Source organism: Halomonas sp. HP20-15 (assembly GCF_033446685.1).
Taxonomy (GTDB): Bacteria; Pseudomonadota; Gammaproteobacteria; order Pseudomonadales; family Halomonadaceae; genus Modicisalibacter.
This window is the reverse complement of the sequence record NZ_JAWQLY010000001.1, coordinates 192,050-214,083: the sequence shown is the minus strand read 5'-3', so window position 1 is coordinate 214,083 and position 22,034 is coordinate 192,050. Positions and strand designations below refer to the sequence as shown.

Sequence of the window (22,034 nt, the reverse complement as noted above, 5' to 3'; positions counted from 1 at the left end):
CGCAGCGCCGCAGTTCCATAACGAGTGATTATAATTCTTGCCGCATCATACAATCTTATTAATATAGCTTCAAATCAGAACTACTGATGATTGATCAACGGTTCAACTTCCCCGGAAGCCTGCTTCGGCTTCCAGAACCGCTCAGTAGGGCTGGTTCTCGAGGCGATGACGCTGCCAATCGCTGGCGGGTTCGTTGAGCCGCAGGACGGCATCGACGACCTGCTCTTCCATGTTGTAGTGACTGGTGAAGCCGAGCCGTTTCATCAACGAGCGCATCGGGCCGTTATCGACCATGATCTTGCCGACCATTTCCAGGGTGCCCAGGCCCCGGCTGTAGCGGATCATCTTTTCCATCAACAGTCGCCCCAGGCCATGGCCATGCATGTCGTCGCGAATGATCACCGAGAACTCGGTACGGATGTTGTCGGGGTCGTTCCAGACCCGCACCACGCCGAGCATCTCCTTGCTGCCGTCGGCGCGCTGATGCTCGGCGATGAAGGCCATTTGGCGGTCGTAATTGATCTGGGCCAGCCGCGACAGGTCGCGCTTGCTGAGATCGGCCTTGTTATGGAAGTAGCGAAAACGAATGCTCTCTTCGGAAAGCTGGGCATGGAATTCCGAGATCAACGGCGCATCCTCGCCGCGGATCGGGCGAATCTCGACGCGCATGCCGTTGCTCAGTTCGACCCACTCACGCAGCTCTTCGGGATACGGCATGATGGCGTGGCGTGCCGGCTCGCCGAGATCCATCGCGAAGTCGACGGCCACCAGGCCCTCGCTGTTGAGCAGTAGCGGATTGAGCTCCAGGCCCTTGAGCTCGGGCAGGTCCGAGGCCATCTGGGAGAGCTTGACCAGCAATTGCCCGAGCCGCTCGATATCCCGCTGCGGATCGCGGGAATGCTCGCCGATCAGTTTCGCCGCGTGGGTGCGCTCGATCAGCTCGTTGGCCAGGGTCATGTTCAATGGCGGCAAGGCGACCTGCCGGTCGGCCAGCACGTTGACCTTGTAGCCGCCGATACCGAAGACAATCACCGGTCCGAAGATCGGATCGCGGGTGATGCCCGCACACAATTGCAGCGAATGCTTGCCGCGCTGCATTTCCTGCAGACAGTAACTATAGATGCGACTGTCGGGAAACTTCTCTTCGACCTTGGCGCCGAGACGGCGGACGCCGTCGGCGACCTCCTCGGGAGTCTGCAGGTCCTGCAGCAACCCGGCCGAGAGCTTGTGCGGGTGCTGACGATAGCGAAACGGCACGCAGTTGCGTTCATGGACGATCTTGAGCGCCATGCGCCCCGACAGGGCGCTGGCCGCCTCGGCGGCCTGCTGCGGGGTGAATACGTAGCGGCTCGGCGCCGCCGGAATACCGTAGGCGGCCAGCACCTGGGCGGTCTCCTCGTGGGTCAATCGATCGCGCTGGCGCGTCTTGGCCTCACCGATCAAGCGATGGCAGCGTTCGCGAATCGCCGCGGTGGTGGTAAACGGCAAGCTCGGCGGCGTTTCCTGCAACTGCGCCTGGACCCGCTGATAATCCACCATGTGCATGAAGGCCTTGACCGCCTTCTCGGGCGATATGTAAGTCGGGATCCCGGCCAGGTTGCATTCGTGGCGGGCCGACAGCGCCTCTTCCAGCCCCATCCAGCTGGTCAGTAGATTGCGCTTGAAGCGCCGTCGGTTGGCGACGACCGCCTGAGCGGTCGCCCGCGACGGTGCCAAGCGGGTCGGCGCATGAACCACCAGTACGGCATCGGTATTGGGATCCGCGGCGACGACCTCCAGCGCCTCGACGAAACGCTCGGGGGAAGCGTTGCCGCCCAGATCGACCGGGTTGCGACCCGGCAGGCTGATGTCGAATTCGCCGTCGGTCAGTGCCCGACGTGTCTGCTCGGAAAACTCCGCCAGCCGTCCGCCGGCATCGATCAGCTTATCGATTGCCAGCAAGGCCGGCCCCAGGCCGTTAGCGACGATCGCCAGGCGATCCCCGCGCAGCGGCTTCATGCGCGACAGCGTTTCCAGCGCGTCGAACAGCTCGTCGGAATCGTCGACCCGGACCACCCCGGCACGGGCCAACGCGGCATCGACGATCACGTCGCGGTTGGCCACGCCCGGGGTCGGCGGCGCACCGGACAAATCGGAGCCCGGCGTGCGGCCACTCTTGATGGCCAGCACCAAGCGATTGCGCGACGATTCGCGCAGCGCGGTCATGAAGTGCTGGGCGTCGTGGATGCGCTCCAGGTGCAGCAGCATCGCCTGGCAGGGTGAGTACTGGTTGATGTAGTCGATCAGGTCGGCCAGCATCACGTCGACGCTATCGCCCAGCGTAACGAGGTGGGAGAAGCCGATGCCGCGCCCGGCGGCCCAATCGATCATGGCGTTGCCGAGCATGCCCGACTGGCCGAGGTAGGCGACGCGGCCGGCCTTCACCGGCTGGCTGGCGTAGGTGGCGTTGAGATGCCGCCCCGGGACTATCATGCCCAGGCATTCAGGCCCCAGCACACGGATTCCCGAGCGTCGCGCCGAGGCCAGCATGCGTTCACGAATCGAGCCGCCGTCGCCAGTGCGATCATCGAGATGCGCCCCGCCCGAGAGCACCATGGCTGCACGCACGCCGAAGCGCCCGAGTTGCTCGATGAGCCGGGGCAGGCCCGCCACCGGCGAGCAGACGACCGCCAGATCGGGGACTTGAGGCAACTCATGAACACGCCTGACGCACGGCTTGTCGTGAACGCTGGCGTAGCCCTTGGGATTGACGGCCCAGATGCTGCCCGGGAAGCCGCTGTCGATCAGGTTGCGGATCACCAGCCCGCCCATGGAATGGGTCTTTTCCGAGGCACCGATGACCGCGAGGGTCCTCGGTTCGAAGAAATACCGCAAAAACCGCGTGCTCACGCTGCTCTCTCCTTGCCTCGACGTTGTTCACTGTGTACGACTTAAGGACAGTGTCATGCAAGCCTTGCCGCCGTTTACTGTGACCCGCTGCTGGCCGGAGACCCGAGATGATCACAGCCTTTATCAGTCACCCACATTGTGATCGCCACCACATGGGGCCGGATCATCCGGAGAGTCCCAAGCGGCTGGAAAGCATCCGCGCCCACATGGCGCTCGCCGGGGTGCTCCAGCAGACCATGCAGTCCGATGCCAAGCGGGCGAGCGACGAACAATTGGTGCGCATCCACCCGGCGCGTCATCTCAAGGCGCTCGAGCGCTGCGTGCCCGAGCGGGGGCTGATCAACCTCGACAACGATACGTTCATGAACCCGGACAGTCTCGACGCCGCGCGCTTCGCCGCCGGCGCCGTCACGGCGGCTATCGACCGGGTCTTCCGGCATCAGGCCGACAACGCATTCTGTGCCATTCGCCCCCCGGGCCATCATGCCGAGGCCACCGAGGCGATGGGCTTTTGCTTCTTCAACAATGTCGCCGTCGGCGCCGCCCACGCCCGGGCGCGCTACGGCGTTCGGCGCATCGCCATTATCGACTTCGACGTGCATCAATGTAATGGCACGATCGACATCTTCGGTGGCGATCCCGACACGCTGATCTGTACCAGCTACCAGTATCCCTTCTATCCCTGGCGCTACCTGCGCGCCGGTTTCGACAACGTCATCGATACGCCGCTCGATCCCGGCTGCGACAGCGTCACTTACCGCAAGCTGATCGAGCGCGACTGGCTACCCGCCCTGCAAGCACACCGTCCCGAACTGATTCTGGTCTCGGCCGGCTTCGACGCCCATCGCGAAGACCCGCTGGGCGATATCTGCCTGGAAGACGCCGACTACCACTGGATCACCGAACTGATCATGGACGTCGCGCGTAGCCATGCCGGCAACCGGCTGGTTTCGGTGCTCGAGGGCGGCTATGCGCTCGATGCCCTGGGCCGCAGCGCCACGGCGCATGTGCGCGCCCTGCTCGGCCAGCCCTACGTTCCTCTCGCAACGGCGAAGTGAGCGCAATGTTTCCGCAGGCGTGGAAACCGCAACCCGGCAAAGGCGTCGCAATTGGCATTGCCAACGCCGTCGTAGAGGCGATCGGAGCTCCCGCGGTGTGCTAGCATGGGTGAAAATTAATTTCCGATCGTGAACCGCCAATGGCCACTACCGACCAGGACGCCGCCCTGCAGATCGCCTCCGGGCGCAAGCCCTTCGTCGAACCGCTGCGCCTCGGCAAGCGGCTCAAGGAGATCCGCCTCGCCAATCAGTGGACGCTCGAAGACGTCAGTCAGCGTACGGGGCTGGCGCGTTCGACGCTGTCGAAGATCGAGAACAATCAGCTATCGCCGACCTTCACGGTGGTCCAGAAGCTGATCGGCGGGCTGGGCATCGACCTGCCGCAGTTACTGCGCCCGCCGAAGCCACAGACGGCCACCATGGGACGGCGCGACCTGACCCGAGCCGGCGACGGCCAGCGTCATCCGACCCCGACCTACGAGCATGAACTACTCTCCCATCAGCTCGCCCAGAAGCGCATGATCCCCTTCAAGACCATCGTCCGTGCGCGCAGCTTCGACGAGTTCCAGGAGTGGGTGCGCCACGACGGCGAGGAGTTCCTGATCGTGCTCGAGGGCAGCATCCTGCTCTATACCGAGTTCTACGAGCCCGTGGCGCTCGAGCAAGGCGACAGCATCTACTTCGATAGCGACATGGGCCATGCGCTGGTTTCGATCAGCGAGGCGGATGCCTCGGTACTGTCCGTCTGCACCCGTGCCGACGTCGGCTAGCCACCCGGCTATCTGCGCTGCCCCGCGTAGCGCCGGCCTTCTGTCCTTTTTCAGTTTTCCAAGCGGAGCGTTACCATGCGTGAATTAGACGACGCCACACGTACCGAGCTCGAAGCCGCCGCCTTTCGCCGGCTGCTTAAGCATCTCGATGCCAACAAGGACGTACAGAACATCGACCTGATGATTCTGGCCGACTTCTGTCGCAACTGCCTGTCGAAATGGCTGGTCGCCGCCGCCGACGAGCGCGGCGCCGAACTCGACTACGAGGCGGCCCGCGAATACGTCTACGGTATGCCCTACAGCGAATGGAAGACCCACCATCAGGCACCGGCCACCCCCGAGCAGCTCGCCGCACTGGAGGCCCGTCAGCAGCGCAAGGAAAACGCATGAGCGACGAACGTGGAGGCTTGGTGCCGCTCAACGCGGCGGTACTGACGGTTTCGGATACCCGCGACGAATCGACGGATCGCTCGGGAAAGACGCTCGTCCAGAGTCTCGACGAAGCCGGTCACCGGCTGATCGACAAGCGGATCGTCGTCGATGACGTCTACCGCATTCGCGCCGTGGTCGCCGAATGGATCGCCGATCCCGCGATCCAGGTGATCCTGACCACCGGCGGGACCGGCTTCACCGGGCGCGACTCCACCCCCGAGGCGGTCTCGGTACTGCTCGACAAGACCATCGACGGTTTCGGCGAGCTTTTCCGCCATCTGTCGTGGCAGGAGATCGGCAGCTCGACCATCCAGAGTCGCTGCCTCGGCGGGCTGGCCAACGCCACGGTGGTGTTCTGCCTGCCGGGCTCAACCGGCGCCTGCCGGACCGCCTGGCAAGGCATCCTGCGCGAGCAGCTCGACAGCCGACATCAGCCATGCAACTACGCCAATCTGGTGATTCCCGGGCGAGGGACGCATGGCTGACTCACAGGCCGATTTGCAAAGCGTGGAGGCAGCGCTCGAGGCCCTGCTGGCCGATGTCTCGCCGCTCCCCGGCGAGCAGTTGGCGATCGAGGATGCCGCCGGGCGCGTGCTCGCCGATCCGGTGACGGCCATGCGCGATGTGCCACCTGCCGACAACAGCGCGATGGACGGCTACACCCTGCGCGCCGCGGATGCCGGCACGCTGCTGCCAGTCAGCCAGCGCATTACCGCCGGCAGCGCACCGGAACCGTTGGCGCCGCACAGTTGCGCGCGAATATTCACCGGGGGCGAGATCCCTCCGGGCGCCGACTGCGTGGTGATGCAGGAAGAGATCGAGCTGCACGAGGGTGGCGCATTGATACCGGCCGGCGCCGTTCCCGGCGAAAACGTGCGGCGCCGTGGCCGCGACGTGGCGGCCGGCTGCACCCTGTTACCCGCCGGAACGCGCCTCGAGGGCGCAGCCTTGGGACACATTGCCGGCCAAGGGATCGTTTCGGCGAGCGTTCGTCGCCGCCCACGCATCGCCTTGCTGACCACCGGAGACGAGCTCATCGAACCCGGGCAGCCACTCGCGCCAGGGCAGATCTACAACAGCAACCGGCCGATGCTGGTGCGCTTGCTGACCCGCTTCGGGGGCGATGTCGTATATACGGCCACGTTGCCGGACGATTTCGCCATGACCTGTCAGCAGCTGGCCGAGGCGGCGCAACGGGCCGACGTCGTCGTCTCCTGCGGCGGAGTGAGCGTCGGCGAAGAGGATCACGTCAAGGCCGCGCTGGAGCGCCTCGGCAGGCTCGATATCTGGCGCCTGGCGATGCGCCCGGGCAAGCCGTTGGCGCTGGGCCGCTTGCCTCATGCCGATGGCGAGGCCCGGTTCGTCGGCCTGCCCGGCAACCCCGTTTCGAGTTTCGTCGGTGCCTGGCTCTACCTGCGCCCGCTGATCGGCGCCCTACTGGGTTGCGACGAGCTTGCTGCGTTGCCTCGCCTGCCCGCCCGCGCTGGGTTTTCGACCCGCACCCAGGCGCGGCGTCACTTCATGCGCGTGAAGCTCGAGTTCGGCGCTGGGGGAATCGTCGCGCACGCCTTCGCCGATCAGAACTCGGCGGTGCTGTCTTCCTGTGTCGGCGCCGACGCTCTCGCCGATATTCCGGCCCACAGCGACATCAACGAGGGGGATCGCATCAGTTGCCTGTGGCTGACCGAGGGATAACTACGTTTCGCGCGTGATAGCCAATTCGCGGTTGAGCGCAGGCCATAGCGTGAGAAAATCCCGCTCCAGGCCTGCGTAGTCGGCCTCGATCCAGGGCACTAGCTCGGCGAGACGATTGGGGCCCTGCAAGCGCCGGCCCAGGTTGGCGATGGCCGTACAGGTGAAGTCGAGATCGGCGTAGCGCGACAGCCAATCCTGCTCGATGAGCACCGGCACCATCGTTGCCAGGCGAGCCGGTGCGGTGCGCACCGCCAGGACCCGATAGCAGCGATCGATCAGCGCTGGGTCGAGATGATCGCGGGCGACGAAATGATCCCAGACCATGTCCAGCGCGATCCCTGCATAACGACGTCCCGCATCCGGCGCCCGCGAGCGGGCCCCGCGCACCACGCGGTGCTGGTCCACCCAGGCGTCCACCCGACGATGATGGCGTATTCCGGCAGCGATGGCAGGACTCCATTCGCTGAGATCGACTCCCTTGACCCCATCGGCGATCAGGTTGCCATACAGGAACTCATCCGTACCGCCGCGGGCCAACCAGCCATGTGCGAGAAAGTTCACGGGCGTCGCCCTACAGGCAGTTGGTGGGCTTGGGCAACCCCGCCAGCCGCGCGGCGACCTTGGCCGGGCTGTCGGGAAACAGGCGCATGAGATGGATCGAACGCCCCTTGTCGGCTCCCAACTGCTGGCCGACCGCCTTGACCAGGGGGCGCATCGCCGGCGCCATTTCGTAGCGTCGATAGAAGTCGCGCAAAATCTCGATCACTTGCCAGTGTTCGTCGGTCAACTCGCGCCCCTCCTCAGTGGCCAGCGCCTCGGCGACGGCGGGCGACCAGTCGTCGAGGTCGACGAGATAGCCTTCCGGATCCAGCGCCACTCGGCGCTGGTCGACGTCAAGATGTCGTGCGGGTGTCGTAGTGGCCATCAGAACCAGCTCACCGTGCGTTGGGTTTCTTCCGTCAGCATGACGAAGCCCTGCATGTCCAGAACCGTTATCCAGTCTGCGCAGCATTCGCTCAAGCCCCGCGAGGCGAGGTCATCAGCCAGCGCGAAGCAGCGTCCATGCAGCGCCGAAAACAGCGTTGCCTGAGGACCTACCGCGCCATAGACCCCCGACTCTATCAGCAGCAACCGATCGTCGGGGCCCATCGCGCGCAACACATCGTGCGCCACGCCGCTCGAAGCCGGAGAGCGATTAAGCAGGTGCAAAAGCATGGCCAAACGGCTCCTCGCCGGACGACATCAGAAATTGAAAACCGACGCGCTCGCTGCAAGCAGGCCGGGCAAGGCGTCGTTCGACAGCAGTGCCGCCGGCCAGTTGAGCTGCTCCACGGTGAGCCCCCGCCTGGTCAGCGACTCGAGATCGACGCGGATATCGTCGATATCGTACATGGCCAGCATGTCGAGCGTGGCATGGCTGCCCTTTTGCCCGAGCGGCCCGGCCTGCTGACCATCACGTAGCGCCTCGACACCGTCGCCGAGAAACAGCAGGGTCACGTCCTGGCCGAGGGCAGCAGCGACCAGCGCGACGTCGAGACCTTCACGCAGCCAACTGCTGTCGTGGGGAGCGTGGCGCAGCATCACCAGTATCGTTTGCGGGTTATCCATGCAACCTCCGCGTCAGGGCGAAAATGTCACCAGGCGGTCATGGGTCATGCCGGCCTCCACCAGTTGGCCCAATCCGGCAAGTTCGAAGGGAGGCTCGACATTGTAGGCCGGCTTGCCGTGGCGCCGCGCCTCGCGCTCATCGATCATGCCTCGCCGCAAGGCCGCCGCCACGCATACCAGTAACTCGGTGCCCTGAGATTCGGCCAAGCGCAGCCAGGCATCGCCCAGGTGCGGCTCATCCTGTGGCGGCGCACTCAACCGCGAGGCATTGTAGACCCCGTCGTGATAGAAGAACACGGTCTCCAGCCGGTGGCCGCGGTCGACTACGGCTTGAGCGAAGCGCAACGCCGAATGCGACGCTTGATGAGAATAGGGTCCGCCCATTACGACCAGGCCATAGCGCATATCGATCCCCTTCTGAATCAGCGCTCATTGTCGGGTACGCCCTGCGATGAAGGCAACGATTGTAACCGCCCTGTCCCCATGGAGTTTCTGGGTACGAGTCCTATAGATAGCAAGAACCCTCGCCGGTAACCCGGCGAGGGTTCTTTCATCGCAAGGGCCAAGCTCAATCGTCGTTCATGACGCCCAGCAGCGTAAGCAGGCTGAGGAACAGGTTGTAGATCGAGACGTAGAGCGTCACGGTCGCCAGAATGTAGTTGGTCTCACCGGCGCGATGCACGATCTCGCTGGTCTGGTAGAGGATGACCGCCGAGGAGAACAGCACGAACCCGGCGGAAACCGCCAGTGCCAGGGCGCCGATATTGAAGATCATCGCCACGACCATGGCCAGGATCAGCACGATGGCGCCGGCCATCAGGAAGTTGCTCAGGAAGCCGAAATCCTTGCGCGTGATCAAGGCCACGGCGGACAGCCCCACGAAGGTCGCCCCGGTCATGGCGAGCGCTGTCATGACCAGTTGGCCGCCGTTGGGGATCGACAGGTAAAGATTGATCACCGGGCCGAGGGTGAAGCCCATGAAGCCGGTGAAAGCGAAGGTGGCCAGCAGACCCGCCGCCGAGTTGGCGGTCTTGTGAACCAGAAACATCAGGCCATAGGCGCCAATGAAGAAGATCAGGATATTCATCTGACCGACGCCCATGGCGACGGCTACGCTGGCGGTCACTGCCGAGAACAGCAGCGTCATCGACAGCAACATGTAGGTGTTACGCAATACCTTGTTGGTCGCTAACGCCGACGTGTGGCGATCGCTGACCTGCGATGACTGATAGGCCATGATTTCAGGCTCCTGTCGTTAAAGGGAACGAGTGTTGAAGGGAAACTATGAGTATGACCTAGCATGCCGCCTGCGGGTTCCCCGCGCAAGCGACAACGACGCGTTTTCGAGGGCTTATCTCGTTCGCTGGCTTATGTATTGCTAGAAAAATGGCAAGCGCTTTCGCGCAGCGCTTCGATATGCAGGACGTGGGTACTGAACGCCCCCAAGTCGATGTATCTTACGTTTCCCAGGTTCGTCGGCTCGGCAAGGATGGTGTGGCCAACCACCACGCCATCGATATGGGCGATGCGCGCTTCATGGCGAGTGGCGATACGCCGGCGAGACCAGGTCAGCTGTTGCTTCAACGCATGACCCTGTCGCTCTATGGCCAGCCAGTCGCCCGGCGGTTCGGCATGCACGATTCCGACCCTGGCATCACCGAGTGCCACCTCGATGGCGTAGGGCATGCGGGACAACGCCTCTTCCAGCAATCCGGCTAACTGGCCAGGCTCTTCACTCAAGGCCCAGCCTCCACCGTTCTCGATCCACAGCGCCCAGTCGCCGCTTTGCAGGGCCTTGGCGGCAAGCTCTTCATGGTTGCCGCGCACCGCGTGGAACCACGGCTCGAAAACCAGCTCCAGGCAGGCCCGCGAGTCGGGGCCGCGATCGATCAGATCGCCGACACAGAACAACCGATCATGGGCGGCATCAAAACCCTTGCGAGCGAGTGTCGCCTGCAACAGCCCGTAACAGCCATGGATATCGCCCACGATATAATCCGTGCCTGTCCTATTGATGGCAAAACGCTGGAGTATCTCGCTCATCGACTCCACTCCGGACACGGCCCTGGCATGACTCGCAATATCCTCGTCGCCGTTTGCAGGCATGTCCTTTCGTAAAGACAAGCCCCGGCATGCCGGGGCTTGGTATATTGCTGCACCTGGTTATGAGGCAGCCTGATTCAAGTCTTCTTACTGCCTTGCAGATTAAGGCGCAAGGCAACGCCAGAATCCTGACGCACGTTGACGACTTCCAGCGCATGAGTCGTCATATCCGCTTCGAGCTGGCTCAAGGCGTCGGGCTCGTCCTGTTGCATCGCCAAAAGCTGGTTCTCGGAAAGCGCGCGCTGCCCGATATAGTCCTTGCCAGCCTTGCGTAGTGCGGTTCCTACTTCACCCGCGACCGTATCGTGAAAGGCTGTCTCGTCCTCGCCTGCGTTCAGGATCGTGATTTCCATGTCTTGCTCCTGCTTGCCTGTATGGCTTTGTGGCTCGTTACGCCAATCAAAGCTTGCCGTAGAAGTCATCGACCTCTTTCTTGGCTTCTTCGCGGGCCATGCCATGGCGCTCCTGGAGCACGCCGATCAGGCGCTCGTATTCGCCGTCGACGGTATCCAGGTCGTCATCGGTAAGCTTGCCCCAGCGCTTCTTGGCTTCGCCCTTGACTTGTTTCCAGTTGCCCTTTACCTGATCGCTATTCATCTCGCTCTCCTTGTATCGCTTCCATGCAAGCGCCTTAACGCTCTCCCCCAACCGTAGCAGTCACTTTGAGAAAGGCCAAAAAACGCAGCGGACATACTGCGCGACCGCGCGGCCACCCACATGCCCAGCCACCATTCGCTTATAAGGCTTTGTATTGATTGCCGCCAAGGAGTTGACGACCGAGAAAAAAATGGTAGTATACGCCTCCGTAAGCCGGAGGGATGGCAGAGCGGTTGAATGCACCGGTCTTGAAAACCGGCGAAGGTTTATAGCCTTCCCAGGGTTCGAATCCCTGTCCCTCCGCCAAGCCTCGCAAAAGGCCCCGCTCAGCGGGGCCTTTTCGTTACTGCTTCGTTACTGCAAGTTCCGTTATGCGGCTTTCTATACTATGTGCCGTACGGTCTTTTGCAACCTGGCTATCGTTAGGTGGTTCTAAAGAGAATAAGCAGCTCATCCCTTGGAACGTCATCGTCGATAGAGCCAACGTTGACCGACTTATAATAAATAAGCAAAAAAACCATAAGCATAAATGATAGCAATTGCCACTAAAGAGAGACGTTCTTTTTAACTAAACGTTTACTCTCGCATGGTCTTTACCGGGCTCGATACAATAGGTTTGATAGACCACTGTAAGTGAATGTATCGTAGTCATGATCAATAAATACACTAGCGCAGGGTGCCCTTATGCCCATTTTTTCAGTTCATTACGACCTTAATCTCCCCGATGAATATGCCGCCTTCTACGATGCGCTGGAGACCTATAAGCATCTGCATGTCATGGATGGGTGCTGGCTAATCGAAGCGCCATGCAACGCAACGGATATTCGCGATCAGCTTCGGCCACACCTGACGAGCCAGGACGCGTTGCTCGTGACGCACGTAAACGAGGACTGGGCTGGGGCCGGTACTCAATGCGGCGACTGGCTGAATGAAAACCAGCGCAGTTTCGGCTAAATCTCAAAAAAGCCTGTGCCCGCCCGGCTCGGCTCCTGAAGCGGCCGGAAGCGGGCCTGCCTATAAAGACTTCACGCCCTTGAGCGGGGCAACGCTTTGCTCCGCGCGTTCTCTCCCCCTCTTACCTGCCTTCATGGCGTTTTGATCAGTACAGGCGCAAACCCACGCGCTTGACGCGATTACCGTCCATTTCGCTGATGACCCATTGAAAGCCGTGCCAGTCGATATCGTCGCCGATAACGGGATGGCCACCGACGCGCAAGGATACGAACTCGCCAAGCGTCATCTCCTGCTCACCAGGGCTCAACGTCAAACCGTAAGCATCCGCCACGTCGCGCATCAGGGCGCCTGCATCGAGGGTGAAGGTGCCGAAGAATGCGCGCTCCTGCTTCAGGCGTGCATCGCCGTTGAAAAGCCGATTCAGCGCGGGTAGATCATCACTGCGGCCGATGATGCAAAGCACATCGCCCATACGCAGCCGGGTATTGCCCTTGGGGTGCAACATCGCATGCTGCCGGAACAGTGCCGAGATCATCGCCCCAGAAGGAAAACGCAACAAGCGGATGGGCGTGTCTTCAAGGGCATCGTTTTCGACCTGGTAGACAAACATCTCGTAATCGTTTTCCGGCAGGACGCCCAGCGGGCCGCGCCGGTTGGGGGCAGTTCGTGCAGGCACCAGGACCCTGGTGAGCCGGGCCGCGGGAGAGAGGCTGCTACCCTGGACGAGCAGCGATATCAGTACCGCGAAAAAGGCCACGTTAAAGTACAGCTCGGCATTTTCCACGCCGCCGATAACCGGAAAAATCGCCAGTACGATCGGCACTGCGCCACGCAAACCGACCCAGGATATGAAGGTGAGCTCTCGCCAGCGAAAACGAAAGAATGGCTTGATGGCCACGATAACCGCCAGCGGACGGGCCACGAAAATCAACACCAGCGACAGCAAGGTAGCCGGAACCGCATAGTTCATCATCTCGCTTGGCGTCACCAGCAAACCCAGCACGAGGAATAGCCCGATTTGGCTGAGCCAGGCCAGGCCATCGTGTACGGGTAGAATGAAGCTGAGATGTCGTCCCGGTTGATTGCCGACCATGAGCCCGGTCAGATAGATCGCCAGAAAGCCGCTACCATCCAGCGCGCTGGTGAGCCCAAAGACGCAGAACCCCAGCCCCAGGGTCAGTAACGAATATAGCCCCGGGGCCAGATCTAGCCAACGCAGCAACCTGCCGATGAGCCAGCCGCCGCCCACACCGATCAGCAACCCCAACCCGAACTGGTTGACGAACAGCAGCAAGGTATCGACGGGACCACCGATCTCGCCGGTCAGCACCTCGACCAACGTCATGGTCAGGAAAATGGCCATCGGATCGTTGGTGCCGGATTCGATTTCCAGCGTGGCCCCGACGCGCTCATTCAGGTTGAGCCCCCGCCCACCGAGCATCGAGAACACCGCCGCGGCATCCGTCGATCCGACTATCGCCCCCACCAACAAGCCTTGAACGAGACTGAGATCGAGAAGCCACATGGCGCACAGCCCAACGACGCCGCTGGTCAGAAAGACCCCCAGCGTCGCCAGCGATAGCGCCGGCTTGAAGCCGACGCGAAAGGTCTTCAGGCGGGTACGCAGCCCGCCGTCGAGCAGGATCATCGCCAGGGCGAGATGACCGATGATGAAAGCCAGCGAGTAGTTGCTGAATTCGATGCCCAGCAAGCCATCCTCGCCGACGAGCATGCCCAGCCCCAGGAATATCAACAGCAAGGGAAGGCCGAACAGCGACGACAGGCGGCTCGCCAGGATGCTGAGTGCCAGCAAGGAGCCGGTGAACAGGAACAGCGTGTTGATACTATCCATTGTGGTCCATGTCGGATTGCTGATTCCCGTTAGTATGTCATGCGTTCCAGTAGCCGCGTAGGCGCCCTTCGGCGTCGCTCGCGCATTGCCAAGGGGCCGTTTACAACGCCGAATCAACGGCTTCGCTAGCCAGTCCAATATCCTCCGGGCTAGACTGGAGCGCCGCCCTCGCCGCTACGCGGGCCATCTCATCGCGCGTTAGAAGGAATCGTAAGTGATGCTGGAGAGCCGTTTTCCGGCCATCCTGTTAGGTCTCGTCTTGGCGCTCGTCGCCCACCTAGCGCAGGCCGAACCGTCACTCGCCAAGAGCGCCGTCGAAACTGCGCTGCAATTGGTGACCGGCGAGTCCGATGATGTCGCAGCGAGCAGCACTGTTCGCGACAACCTGCTGATTCAGCAACTCTCCGAAGGTAGCGAGGCGCCGCTACTCGTCCCGCCCAAGCCACGCTTCGTCCAAAGCGAGCCGGAGGCCATCACGCCGCCGCCGACTCATAGCCTGCATGTGATGCTCGACTGGTACATCAACCCCTACCACGCGGCACTGATCGTTGCCCGCGAGCGCGGCCTGCTCGACCAGGAGGGACTCGACGTCACCTTCAACGCGCCGGCCGACCCTAACGTGCCGCCCAAGCTGGTGGCGGCCGAGCGTGCCGACCTGGCCCTGATGTCTCAGCCGACCTTGCATCGCCTGGTCGATCGCGGCCTCCCCCTGGTCAGGGTCGGCACGTTGATTCCCGTGCCGCTCAGTGGAATCCTGGTCCGTGCGGACCGCGGCATCGCATCGCTGGCCGATCTCAAGGGCAAAACCATCGGCTATGCGGTGGAGGACGAGGCCCGGGTGCTGCTCGATGGTTTGCTCGAACAACAGCGCTTCGGCCTCGAGGAGATCAAGCTCGAGCGTGTCGACTTCTCGCTCAGCCAGGCCCTGGCCCGCGGCGAGGTCGATGCCGTGGTCGGCACGTTGAGACCGCTGGATCGTCGCCAGAGCGCTCAGCAGGGCGTAGCCACCCGTGAATTCTCCATCGACGACAGCGGCATACCGCTACACGACGCGCTGATCCTGGTCGCCAATCGCGACGATCTCAGCGAACATCGCCGTGACATCAGTCATTTCCTGGATGCCCTGGAACGGGCCACCGCCTGGCTGGTCAAGCACCCACAAGCCGGCTGGGAGTTGATCAGCACGGCCGAACCGGCGCTCGATACGCCAGAGAACCGTGCCGCCTGGCCTGACGTGCTGCGATTCATGGCGCTGCGCCCCAGCCTGCTTCAACCCCAGCGCTATGCGCGCTTCGAAGCGTATCTGAAAGCCCGTGGGCTGATCGAGCAAATCACCCCGGTGTCACGCCTCGCCGTGGAGATCCAGACGCCCTGACGGCCCCTGCCAACGAACGGAATCGCCTTTACCCCTCCCCTTGATCACGTTCGGCCAGGAACTCATCCACGGCCTCATGGAAGGCTTCCGGCGCCTCGGCATGCAGCCAATGCCCGGCATCCAAGGTAACCACCTGCGCTTCGGGCAATACCGCCTTGACCTGCGACAGCAGCGCGTCGTCGACGTAGTCCGAGCGGCTTCCGCGAACGACCAGGGTCGGCCCCGAATAGCGGTCCTCACCGGCCGGCTCGGCGGCGATGTCGGCATACGCGGCCTCGATCTCGTCGAGCCCGACTCGCCAGCGCATGACACCGTCATCGCCACGCTCCAGATTGGTTGCCAGAAACATGCGGATCGCCGGCGTCTCGACATGCGTGGCCATCGCCGCATCGGCCTGCTTGCGTGACTCAGGCGCGTCGCGCTCGACCTGACGCATGGCCTCGAAAATGTCCTCATGGCCATGGTCATAGGCTATCGGGGCAATATCGGCGACGATCAACGATGCCAGACGCTGCGGCTGAAGGCGCGCCACGCTGATGGCGACCTTGCCGCCCATTGAGTGCCCCAGCAGATCGCAGCGTTCTATTCCCAGTCGATCGAGCAGTGCAACGACATCCTCGGCCATAGCCGCGTAGGTCATGGTCGCCGCATGCGGCGAGCGGCCATGATTGCGCAGATCGACCACCACCACACGACGCTGCTCCTGCCATTGTTTGGCATGCGAACGCCAGTTGTCGGCACTGCCGAACAGGCCATGGAGAATCACCAGCGGCACACCCTGCTCGGGGCCGCTGACCTGATGATGCAAAGCGATGGTGTGGGTCATGCGAAGCCTCTCCTTGTGTCAACGCGAATGGAGGAATCTCGATAGTCTCGGGGCTAGACACCCTCGCGGGTCGGCTGCGCGCCCCAGACCAGCAGACGACGCGTCAGCCACCCCAGCAGCAACCCGTACATCGGCAAGAATAATAGTAATGAAATGCTCAGCTTGACGGCGTAATCGACCCAGGCGATTTCCACCCAGTGACTGGCCATGAAGGCATCCGGCCCGTCATGAAAGGCGATCGAAAAGAAGGCGAAGGTATCGGCTAGATTGCCGACGACCGTCGACAGTGCAGGCGCCACCCACCAGCGGGCGCTGCGTCGCAGGCGATCGAAGACCTGGATGTCGAGCAACTGGCCGATCACGTAGGCCATGAAGCTGGCCAGAGCGATGCGCGCGACGAACAGGTTGAACTCGCCCAGCGCAGCCAGGCTGCGGAACTCGCCCTTCTCGAACAGCACCGAGAGCAGATAGGAAATGATCAATGCCGGAAACATCACCCGGGCAATGATCTGGCGCGCCGGTGTCTTGCCGAACAGTCGAACGGTAAGGTCGGTCGCCAGGAAGATGAACGGGAAGCTGAACGCGCCCCAGGTGGTGTGCAATCCGGCGATCGTGAAAGGCAACTGCACCAAGTAGTTGCTGGCGGTAATGACGACGATGTGCAACGCCACCATGGCCAACAGGCAGCGCCGATGTTGATAATCGGTCAGGGCAAGCATTCGAGGTCCTTTTTACTGACGATGGTTATCCGAGGGGTGAGGGAACCCTCGCAAGCGATGCGCGATTGGCGCGGGCCGGGATTATAGCCGATAGCTGCCTCGCGGTCGCCTACCTTGCCCTGACACCTTGCAGATGGGCCTCGATCAGCGCCCGCGAGATCGAATAGGCCGGTGGCAACTGCGGCAGGCGGCGCGGGGTGAACCACGCCGCATCGGCGATTTCCACACCATCGATGCGAATGCGCCGGCTGGCGGCTTCGGCGAAGAAGCCCAGCATCAGCGAGTGCGGAAAGGGCCAGGGTTGACTGCGGAAGTAGGTGACACGTCCGACGCTCAGCCCGACTTCCTCGTAAACCTCGCGGCGCACGGCGTCTTCAGCGGCCTCGCCGGGCTCAATGAAGCCGGCCAGGGTCGAATAGCGTCCGGCGGGAAAGCGCGGACTGCGTGCCAACAGCAGATCCTCGCCGTGCGTGACCAGCGTGATGATGCAGGGTGAAATACGTGGGTAGTTACGCTGACCGCAGCTATCGCAATGCATGGCGAATTCACCGGCAATCCGCCGAGTCTGGCTCGCACAGCGGCCACAAAAGCGATGATCGCGTTGCCAGGTCACGACCTGCAGCGCGGTAGACAGCAACATGAAGTGCGACTCGCCCAGTTCGCCGAGCCATTGCCGCGCCGAAGGCCAGTCGTGTTCCGCCGCTTCGACGAGCACGGCAACGGGTTGATCGTGCCAGAAACCCAGCGGCTGGACGCCGTCGGGCCAGGTCGCGACGCTCTCGAGAAAGCCGCCGTCTCGTCCCGGGGCGATGCGCCCTCGGGAGTCCAGCCGGATGTACACTCCGCCGCTGTGGCGTTCGGCGGCAGGCAGATCGCGGCGAAACATCAGTGTTCGGCCGGCCGCGGGTTCCAGTCGCCCATCGCGTCCCAGCGGCACTCGCCCGCCGTTTCGCGGATGCTCGCCAGCTTGGCCTGGTGGGCGGCCCACTCCTCATCGCTGGGCAACGGCACGGCGAGCCGCGGGCGATCCGCCGCCAGGCGGCGGATACGGCTGGCCGCAACGCCCCCTTCAGCCGCTTCGCCGGCGTCGGCATCGAGAGTCAAGGCCGTCTGGCCGCCGGTCATCGCCAGATAGACGTCGGCCAGTATTTCGGCATCGAGCAGGGCGCCGTGCAACACCCGGTGGCCATTATCGATCTCGTAGCGCTTGCACAGCGCATCGAGACTATTGCGCTGGCCAGGGTGCCGGTCGCGCGCCATTTTCAGCGTATCGAGAATCCCGCAATGATCGGCGACTGGGCCCAGCACCGGTTCGCCACGCAGCGCCCGCAACAACTGGAACTCATGGTCGATGAAGCCAACGTCGAAAGCCGCGTTATGAATGACCAGTTCCGCGCCGAGGATGAATTCCCAGAACGCATCGGCAATCTCGGCGAAGCGCGGCTCGTTGGCCACGCGCTCGTCGGTGATGCCGTGGATCTGGACGGCTTCGGCCTCGATGCTTCGCTCGGGATTGATGTACTGATGGTAGCTGCGACCGGTCAGCCGCCGATTGATCACTTCGACGGCGCCGATCTCTATCAAACGATGCCCTTCCTTGGGGTCTATACCGGTCGTTTCGGTGTCGAGGACGATCTGACGCATGACAATCTCGATAGTTGTTGAGAGGAACGAAGCGTTGGTTCAGCCAGCTAGCGTTGCCGCGTCGATGGCCGCATTGGCCAAGGCATCGGCGCGTTCGTTGCCGGGATGGCCACTGTGTCCCTTGACCCAGTGCCATTCCATCTGATGGCGTTGCGACTCGGCCAGCAGTTCCCGCCACAATTCGGCATTCTTGACCGGCTGCCGGGCGGCCGTCTTCCAGCCGCGCTTCTGCCAACCGTGGATCCACTCGGTGATGCCCTTGCGCAGATATTCCGAATCGGTGTGCAAGGCGACGCGGCAGGATCGCTTGAGCTCGCGCAGCGCCATGATCGCGGCCGTCAACTCCATGCGGTTGTTGGTGGTTTGCCGCTCGAAGCCGTTGAGCGTCTTCTCGTGTTCGCCGGAGCTGAGCAGTGCGCCCCAGCCACCCGGGCCGGGATTGCCGCGACAGGCGCCGTCGGTATAAATGGTTACCCGGGGTAAGTCGTGTTCAGTCAACCTCGGTCATCCTTTCGCGTTCATGGTCATTGCTTGCCACCCGCGGGGCGTGTCCCAACAGCGAGCGTCCCACCACAGGTGTTCTTAACCGCGGCCGAACGACCTGCGCCCACTGGCTGCGGCGTCGCGCACGAATCATGTAGGTATCGCCTAGAGGCAGGTTGTGGCGCCGTCCGAAAGTCTCCAGGCCGGCGTTGCGCGGGTATCCGCCGGGCAGGCGAAACCCGCAGTAGTCTACCCGCTCGATCTCGAAGTCGACAAACGTCAGCCAGTCCTTGAGCCGCCCCGGCGTTCGCCACTGGCCACGCCAGGGCAGGACCTTGCGGTGCCCGGCCCAGGGCCGGCGACACCCCTCGAAGCTCCAGGGCGACCAGCCGAACAGGACCAGTCGGCCGTCGTCGGCGACCAGCCGCGTCGCCTCCTGAAGAAGCCGATGCGGCTCGGGTATGACTTCTAGCAGATGATGTATGACCACGAGGGTCATGCTTTCGTCGTCTAGCGGCAGGCTGTCGGGAGCACTGATCACTGTCGCCGCATCGCTGGCGAGTTCGCGGGTTGGTGACCAGGTCAGAGAGTGGCGAATGGGACACATGTCACTGAGCCGCGGCGCCATTCCCAGCTGTAAGCTATGGGCACCAAAGAGATTTTCGCATATCGGCCCCAGGCATGCCCGCTCGGCCTGCCAGTGTGCCAGGCCGGCTTGCGTCGACCAGTAGCGACGTCCCTCGCGTACCAGTCGAGCCAATTCGACCGTTGACTGCGAATTTGACACAGCGGCTCGATCCCCCCAAGGTTGGGCCATTTTACGCAGCCGGAGTTGCGCCGCGCACGCGCGGGTAACGGTTAATCACACACTTCTGGCTGCCAACAACCGCGCCGAGGATAAACTCTTCATGTTGAGCGTGACACCGATTCCGGCTTTCAGCGACAACTATATCTGGCTGTTGCGCCAGGATACCAGCAGCGATGTTACGGTCGTCGATCCCGGCGACGCCGCACCGGTGATCGAGCTGCTCGAGCGTGAGGGACTCAACCTGACGACCATCCTGATCACTCACCATCATCACGACCATACCGGCGGCCTCGCGGAACTCGCCAAACGCTACGCCCCCCACGTCATCGGCCCCGCCAATCCGGATATCCAGGCGCTCGACGAGCGCCTTGGCGACGGCGATGAATGTCGCGTCATGGGGCGTCGCTTCGAGGTCATGGCGGTTCCCGGCCATACCCTCGATCACATCGCCTTCTTTGCTGCCGGAACCCCTCCGCTGCTGTTCTGTGGCGATACGCTGTTCTCCGGTGGCTGTGGCCGTCTCTTCGAAGGCGCGCCCGAGCAGATGCACGACGCGCTGACCCGTTTGAGCGCCCTACCGGATGACACGCTGGTCTTCGCCGCACACGAATATACGCTGGCTAATCTGCACTTCGCCCAAGCCGTAGAGCCCGACAACCCGGCCCGCGACCGCTATCTGAGCGAATGCCAGCAGGCTCGCGATCTCTCGCGACCGACCCTGCCCAGCAATATCGCTCGCGAACGCCAGATCAATCCCTTCCTGCGGGTCTCCGTCGAGGCCGTGCGTGCGCGAGCCGCGACACAGGGAGCGGCAGATACGCCATTGAACACATTCGCTACATTGCGCTCCTGGAAGGACCGCTTTTGAACCCCATGGACGCCCCCCTTCGCGCCCACGAGGAAATCCCGAAATGACTCACCGATCGCCCCGCCGCCGGACTCAAAGCCTGGCGGGTGGCTTGATGTTAGCCCTGACCGTTGGTGCCGTGCAGGCACAACCACAAACGACCCCGATCTTCTGGAACGAACTGGCACTGGAACCCGCCGTGAGCAAGGACGCCTGGCAGCGTCTGCGCGGCGGTTTCCAGTGGCAGGTCGATGCAGACGAACCGCGCGTTCAGCGCTGGCTTAAGTACTATCGCAAGCACCCCCACAGTGTGGCCGCGATCGCCCAGCAGGCCAGCCCGTGGCTTTACTGGGTCATGGAGGAGCTCGAACGCCGCGACATGCCCGGCGAGATTGCCCTGCTGCCCTTCATCGAAAGCGCCTACGACCCTACTGCCCAGCACGCTGGGGGCGCCACCGGGCTGTGGCAATTGATGCCCGGCACCGGCGACGCCCTGGGATTGCGGCGCGACTGGTGGTACGACGGCCGGCTCGACGTGATCAGTTCGACGCGGGCGGCGCTCGATTACCTCCAGCAACAGGCCGATCAGTGGTATGACGGCGATTTCGAGTTGGCGCTGGCGGCCTACAATGCCGGCGCCGGCACCGTCAACCATGCAATACGCAATGCCCTCGCCCAGGGCAAGTCGGGAAGCTACTGGGACCTTCGACTGCCGCGCCAGACGATGAACTACGTGCCCAAGCTGCTGGCGCTCTCCCTGATCATCGCCCGCCCCGACTACTACGGCATCAACCTGCCCGCCATCGCCGACAAGCCGGCCTTCGCGCGCGTCGAGGTGCCGGGTCAGATCGATCTCGAACAGGCCGCCAAGCTGGCCGGCGTGAGCGAAGCCAAGCTGGAAGCGCTCAATCCCGGGCTGCTCCAGAACGTTACGCTGCCACGCCGCGCTCCGACCTTGTTGGTCCCGACCAAGGCGCGCGAAACGTTGGTGAGCGCGCTCGCCAATCAGCCGCCCCAGGCCATGGCCAGCTGGCAGCGCTATCGGGTGAAACGCGGCGATACCCTGTCGGCGATCGCCGCCCGCCATTCGGTCCCGGTCAGTGTACTGCGCCAGGAGAACAGTCTGAGTGGCGACACCATCCGTATCGGCCAGACCCTGCGGGTTCCGCTGGGTCGCGAGACGCTCGACACCCGCGCAGACACCCTGGTGGTACAGGTCCAGCCCGGCGACAGTCTCAGCGGTATCGCCCAGCGTCATGACGTCGCCGCTTCGGATATTGCGCGCTGGAACGCCCTCGACAGCAGCCAGTATTTACAACCCGGTCAGCGCCTGACACTGTATCTGGCAAACTAGCGTTCGGCTTGCGGTGACGT

At 62.9% G+C, this 22,034-nt stretch carries 26 protein-coding genes and 1 tRNA gene; 10 read left to right on the top strand and 17 right to left on the bottom strand.

The window, feature by feature from the left end; translation table 11 throughout:
• Positions 1–141: 141 nt before the first annotated feature.
• On the bottom strand, positions 142–2,889 hold the full coding sequence (locus R6258_RS01055; protein WP_318446369.1) for a bifunctional acetate--CoA ligase family protein/GNAT family N-acetyltransferase: 2,748 nt from the start codon (positions 2,887–2,889) through the stop codon (positions 142–144).
• A gap of 107 nt (positions 2,890–2,996) precedes the next feature.
• Here R6258_RS01055 and R6258_RS01050 point away from each other — a divergent pair, with 107 nt between their 5' ends.
• From R6258_RS01050 to glp, 5 genes are all read left to right on the top strand, one after another.
• A complete protein-coding gene (locus R6258_RS01050) occupies positions 2,997–3,947 on the top strand; it encodes a histone deacetylase family protein (RefSeq protein WP_318446367.1) in 951 nt (316 codons plus the stop codon).
• Positions 3,948–4,087: 140 nt separating this feature from the next.
• Entirely contained in the window at positions 4,088–4,717 is a 630-nt protein-coding gene (locus R6258_RS01045) for an XRE family transcriptional regulator (RefSeq protein WP_318446365.1), read from the top strand.
• 75 nt (positions 4,718–4,792) lie between these two features.
• Complete coding sequence (locus R6258_RS01040) at positions 4,793–5,107, top strand: DUF1244 domain-containing protein (RefSeq protein WP_318446363.1); 315 nt, start codon at positions 4,793–4,795, stop codon at positions 5,105–5,107.
• Entirely contained in the window at positions 5,104–5,634 is a 531-nt protein-coding gene (gene moaB / locus R6258_RS01035) for a molybdenum cofactor biosynthesis protein B (RefSeq protein ID WP_318446361.1), read from the top strand. The genes R6258_RS01040 and moaB overlap by 4 nt, the downstream gene beginning before the upstream one ends.
• Entirely contained in the window at positions 5,627–6,844 is a 1,218-nt protein-coding gene (glp, locus tag R6258_RS01030) for a gephyrin-like molybdotransferase Glp (protein ID WP_318446359.1), read from the top strand. The genes moaB and glp overlap by 8 nt, the downstream gene beginning before the upstream one ends.
• Here glp and R6258_RS01025 read toward each other — a convergent pair whose 3' ends face one another.
• The 9 genes from R6258_RS01025 to R6258_RS00985 form a co-directional block, all read right to left on the bottom strand.
• The gene (locus R6258_RS01025; RefSeq protein WP_318446358.1) at positions 6,845–7,405 is read right to left on the bottom strand and encodes an ACP phosphodiesterase; all 561 of its coding nucleotides are present in this window, start codon (positions 7,403–7,405) and stop codon (positions 6,845–6,847) included.
• Between the two features lie 10 nt (positions 7,406–7,415).
• Positions 7,416–7,769, bottom strand: a complete 354-nt coding sequence (locus R6258_RS01020) for a TusE/DsrC/DsvC family sulfur relay protein (protein WP_318446356.1) — start codon at positions 7,767–7,769, stop codon at positions 7,416–7,418.
• Complete coding sequence (tusB, locus tag R6258_RS01015; RefSeq protein ID WP_318446354.1) at positions 7,769–8,059, bottom strand: sulfurtransferase complex subunit TusB; 291 nt, start codon at positions 8,057–8,059, stop codon at positions 7,769–7,771. The genes R6258_RS01020 and tusB overlap by 1 nt, the downstream gene beginning before the upstream one ends.
• A 27-nt stretch (positions 8,060–8,086) precedes the next feature.
• On the bottom strand, positions 8,087–8,452 hold the full coding sequence (gene tusC, locus R6258_RS01010) for a sulfurtransferase complex subunit TusC (protein WP_318446352.1): 366 nt from the start codon (positions 8,450–8,452) through the stop codon (positions 8,087–8,089).
• Positions 8,453–8,464: 12 nt separating this feature from the next.
• The gene (tusD, locus tag R6258_RS01005; RefSeq protein ID WP_318446350.1) at positions 8,465–8,857 is read right to left on the bottom strand and encodes a sulfurtransferase complex subunit TusD; all 393 of its coding nucleotides are present in this window, start codon (positions 8,855–8,857) and stop codon (positions 8,465–8,467) included.
• A 163-nt stretch (positions 8,858–9,020) separates the two neighbouring features.
• Positions 9,021–9,689, bottom strand: a complete 669-nt coding sequence (locus R6258_RS01000; RefSeq protein ID WP_318446349.1) for a Bax inhibitor-1/YccA family protein — start codon at positions 9,687–9,689, stop codon at positions 9,021–9,023.
• A 131-nt stretch (positions 9,690–9,820) separates the two neighbouring features.
• Complete coding sequence (locus R6258_RS00995) at positions 9,821–10,495, bottom strand: metallophosphoesterase (protein ID WP_318446347.1); 675 nt, start codon at positions 10,493–10,495, stop codon at positions 9,821–9,823.
• 137 nt (positions 10,496–10,632) lie between these two features.
• The gene (locus tag R6258_RS00990) at positions 10,633–10,908 is read right to left on the bottom strand and encodes a hypothetical protein (RefSeq protein ID WP_318446345.1); all 276 of its coding nucleotides are present in this window, start codon (positions 10,906–10,908) and stop codon (positions 10,633–10,635) included.
• Positions 10,909–10,954: 46 nt separating this feature from the next.
• The gene (locus R6258_RS00985; RefSeq protein WP_318446344.1) at positions 10,955–11,152 is read right to left on the bottom strand and encodes a CsbD family protein; all 198 of its coding nucleotides are present in this window, start codon (positions 11,150–11,152) and stop codon (positions 10,955–10,957) included.
• Between the two features lie 215 nt (positions 11,153–11,367).
• On the opposite strand from R6258_RS00985, the gene R6258_RS00980 reads away from it, so the two are divergent.
• Positions 11,368–11,458, top strand: a tRNA-Ser gene (locus R6258_RS00980).
• Between the two features lie 378 nt (positions 11,459–11,836).
• Positions 11,837–12,106 (top strand): hypothetical protein, encoded by a 270-nt coding sequence (locus tag R6258_RS00975; RefSeq protein WP_318446342.1) that lies wholly within the window; start codon positions 11,837–11,839, stop codon positions 12,104–12,106.
• A 145-nt stretch (positions 12,107–12,251) separates the two neighbouring features.
• On the opposite strand, the gene R6258_RS00970 is transcribed toward R6258_RS00975, so the two are convergent.
• Positions 12,252–13,958, bottom strand: coding sequence for a potassium/proton antiporter (locus R6258_RS00970; protein ID WP_318446888.1), 1,707 nt, complete (start codon positions 13,956–13,958; stop codon positions 12,252–12,254).
• A gap of 217 nt (positions 13,959–14,175) precedes the next feature.
• Between R6258_RS00970 and R6258_RS00965 the strand changes: the two genes are divergently transcribed.
• Positions 14,176–15,333 (top strand): ABC transporter substrate-binding protein, encoded by a 1,158-nt coding sequence (locus R6258_RS00965; RefSeq protein WP_318446340.1) that lies wholly within the window; start codon positions 14,176–14,178, stop codon positions 15,331–15,333.
• A gap of 28 nt (positions 15,334–15,361) precedes the next feature.
• On the opposite strand, the gene R6258_RS00960 is transcribed toward R6258_RS00965, so the two are convergent.
• The 6 genes from R6258_RS00960 to R6258_RS00935 form a co-directional block, all read right to left on the bottom strand.
• Entirely contained in the window at positions 15,362–16,159 is a 798-nt protein-coding gene (locus R6258_RS00960) for an alpha/beta fold hydrolase (RefSeq protein ID WP_318446338.1), read from the bottom strand.
• Between the two features lie 53 nt (positions 16,160–16,212).
• Positions 16,213–16,878: a 7-cyano-7-deazaguanine/7-aminomethyl-7-deazaguanine transporter gene (locus R6258_RS00955; protein WP_318446336.1), complete on the bottom strand. Its 666-nt coding sequence runs from the start codon at positions 16,876–16,878 to the stop codon at positions 16,213–16,215.
• 109 nt (positions 16,879–16,987) lie between these two features.
• Positions 16,988–17,764, bottom strand: a complete 777-nt coding sequence (gene nudC, locus R6258_RS00950; RefSeq protein WP_318446335.1) for an NAD(+) diphosphatase — start codon at positions 17,762–17,764, stop codon at positions 16,988–16,990.
• Positions 17,764–18,522: a DNA polymerase III subunit epsilon gene (dnaQ, locus tag R6258_RS00945; protein ID WP_318446333.1), complete on the bottom strand. Its 759-nt coding sequence runs from the start codon at positions 18,520–18,522 to the stop codon at positions 17,764–17,766. Before dnaQ ends, nudC begins: the two co-directional genes overlap by 1 nt.
• Before the next feature lie 39 nt (positions 18,523–18,561).
• Positions 18,562–19,020, bottom strand: coding sequence for a ribonuclease HI (rnhA, locus tag R6258_RS00940; protein WP_318446332.1), 459 nt, complete (start codon positions 19,018–19,020; stop codon positions 18,562–18,564).
• Positions 19,013–19,612 carry a class I SAM-dependent methyltransferase gene (locus R6258_RS00935; RefSeq protein WP_318446330.1) on the bottom strand — a complete coding sequence of 200 codons (600 nt, stop codon included), beginning with the start codon at positions 19,610–19,612 and terminating at the stop codon, positions 19,013–19,015. Before R6258_RS00935 ends, rnhA begins: the two co-directional genes overlap by 8 nt.
• A 301-nt stretch (positions 19,613–19,913) precedes the next feature.
• Between R6258_RS00935 and gloB the strand changes: the two genes are divergently transcribed.
• Positions 19,914–20,681: a hydroxyacylglutathione hydrolase gene (gene gloB, locus R6258_RS00930; protein WP_318446328.1), complete on the top strand. Its 768-nt coding sequence runs from the start codon at positions 19,914–19,916 to the stop codon at positions 20,679–20,681.
• Positions 20,682–20,775: 94 nt separating this feature from the next.
• Positions 20,776–22,014 carry a LysM peptidoglycan-binding domain-containing protein gene (locus R6258_RS00925; RefSeq protein ID WP_318446326.1) on the top strand — a complete coding sequence of 413 codons (1,239 nt, stop codon included), beginning with the start codon at positions 20,776–20,778 and terminating at the stop codon, positions 22,012–22,014.
• Positions 22,015–22,034 lie beyond the last annotated feature (20 nt).

Excerpts from the sequence above, each read along its gene's own strand:
- R6258_RS01050 (WP_318446367.1), top strand. The coding sequence starts at position 2,997 with ATGATCACAGCCTTTATCAGTCACCCACATTGTGATCGCCACCACATG.
- R6258_RS01045 (WP_318446365.1), top strand. The coding sequence starts at position 4,088 with ATGGCCACTACCGACCAGGACGCCGCCCTGCAGATCGCCTCCGGGCGC.
- R6258_RS01040 (WP_318446363.1), top strand. The coding sequence starts at position 4,793 with ATGCGTGAATTAGACGACGCCACACGTACCGAGCTCGAAGCCGCCGCC.
- moaB (WP_318446361.1), top strand. The coding sequence starts at position 5,104 with ATGAGCGACGAACGTGGAGGCTTGGTGCCGCTCAACGCGGCGGTACTG.
- glp (WP_318446359.1), top strand. The coding sequence starts at position 5,627 with ATGGCTGACTCACAGGCCGATTTGCAAAGCGTGGAGGCAGCGCTCGAG.
- R6258_RS01020 (WP_318446356.1), bottom strand. The coding sequence starts at position 7,769 with ATGGCCACTACGACACCCGCACGACATCTTGACGTCGACCAGCGCCGA.
- tusB (WP_318446354.1), bottom strand. The coding sequence starts at position 8,059 with ATGCTTTTGCACCTGCTTAATCGCTCTCCGGCTTCGAGCGGCGTGGCG.
- tusC (WP_318446352.1), bottom strand. The coding sequence starts at position 8,452 with ATGGATAACCCGCAAACGATACTGGTGATGCTGCGCCACGCTCCCCAC.
- tusD (WP_318446350.1), bottom strand. The coding sequence starts at position 8,857 with ATGCGCTATGGCCTGGTCGTAATGGGCGGACCCTATTCTCATCAAGCG.
- R6258_RS01000 (WP_318446349.1), bottom strand. The coding sequence starts at position 9,689 with ATGGCCTATCAGTCATCGCAGGTCAGCGATCGCCACACGTCGGCGTTA.
- R6258_RS00995 (WP_318446347.1), bottom strand. The coding sequence starts at position 10,495 with ATGAGCGAGATACTCCAGCGTTTTGCCATCAATAGGACAGGCACGGAT.
- R6258_RS00990 (WP_318446345.1), bottom strand. The coding sequence starts at position 10,908 with ATGGAAATCACGATCCTGAACGCAGGCGAGGACGAGACAGCCTTTCAC.
- R6258_RS00985 (WP_318446344.1), bottom strand. The coding sequence starts at position 11,152 with ATGAATAGCGATCAGGTAAAGGGCAACTGGAAACAAGTCAAGGGCGAA.
- R6258_RS00975 (WP_318446342.1), top strand. The coding sequence starts at position 11,837 with ATGCCCATTTTTTCAGTTCATTACGACCTTAATCTCCCCGATGAATAT.
- R6258_RS00970 (WP_318446888.1), bottom strand. The coding sequence starts at position 13,958 with ATGGATAGTATCAACACGCTGTTCCTGTTCACCGGCTCCTTGCTGGCA.
- R6258_RS00965 (WP_318446340.1), top strand. The coding sequence starts at position 14,176 with ATGCTGGAGAGCCGTTTTCCGGCCATCCTGTTAGGTCTCGTCTTGGCG.
- R6258_RS00960 (WP_318446338.1), bottom strand. The coding sequence starts at position 16,159 with ATGACCCACACCATCGCTTTGCATCATCAGGTCAGCGGCCCCGAGCAG.
- R6258_RS00955 (WP_318446336.1), bottom strand. The coding sequence starts at position 16,878 with ATGCTTGCCCTGACCGATTATCAACATCGGCGCTGCCTGTTGGCCATG.
- nudC (WP_318446335.1), bottom strand. The coding sequence starts at position 17,764 with ATGTTTCGCCGCGATCTGCCTGCCGCCGAACGCCACAGCGGCGGAGTG.
- dnaQ (WP_318446333.1), bottom strand. The coding sequence starts at position 18,522 with ATGCGTCAGATCGTCCTCGACACCGAAACGACCGGTATAGACCCCAAG.
- R6258_RS00935 (WP_318446330.1), bottom strand. The coding sequence starts at position 19,612 with ATGTGTCCCATTCGCCACTCTCTGACCTGGTCACCAACCCGCGAACTC.
- gloB (WP_318446328.1), top strand. The coding sequence starts at position 19,914 with ATGTTGAGCGTGACACCGATTCCGGCTTTCAGCGACAACTATATCTGG.
- R6258_RS00925 (WP_318446326.1), top strand. The coding sequence starts at position 20,776 with ATGTTAGCCCTGACCGTTGGTGCCGTGCAGGCACAACCACAAACGACC.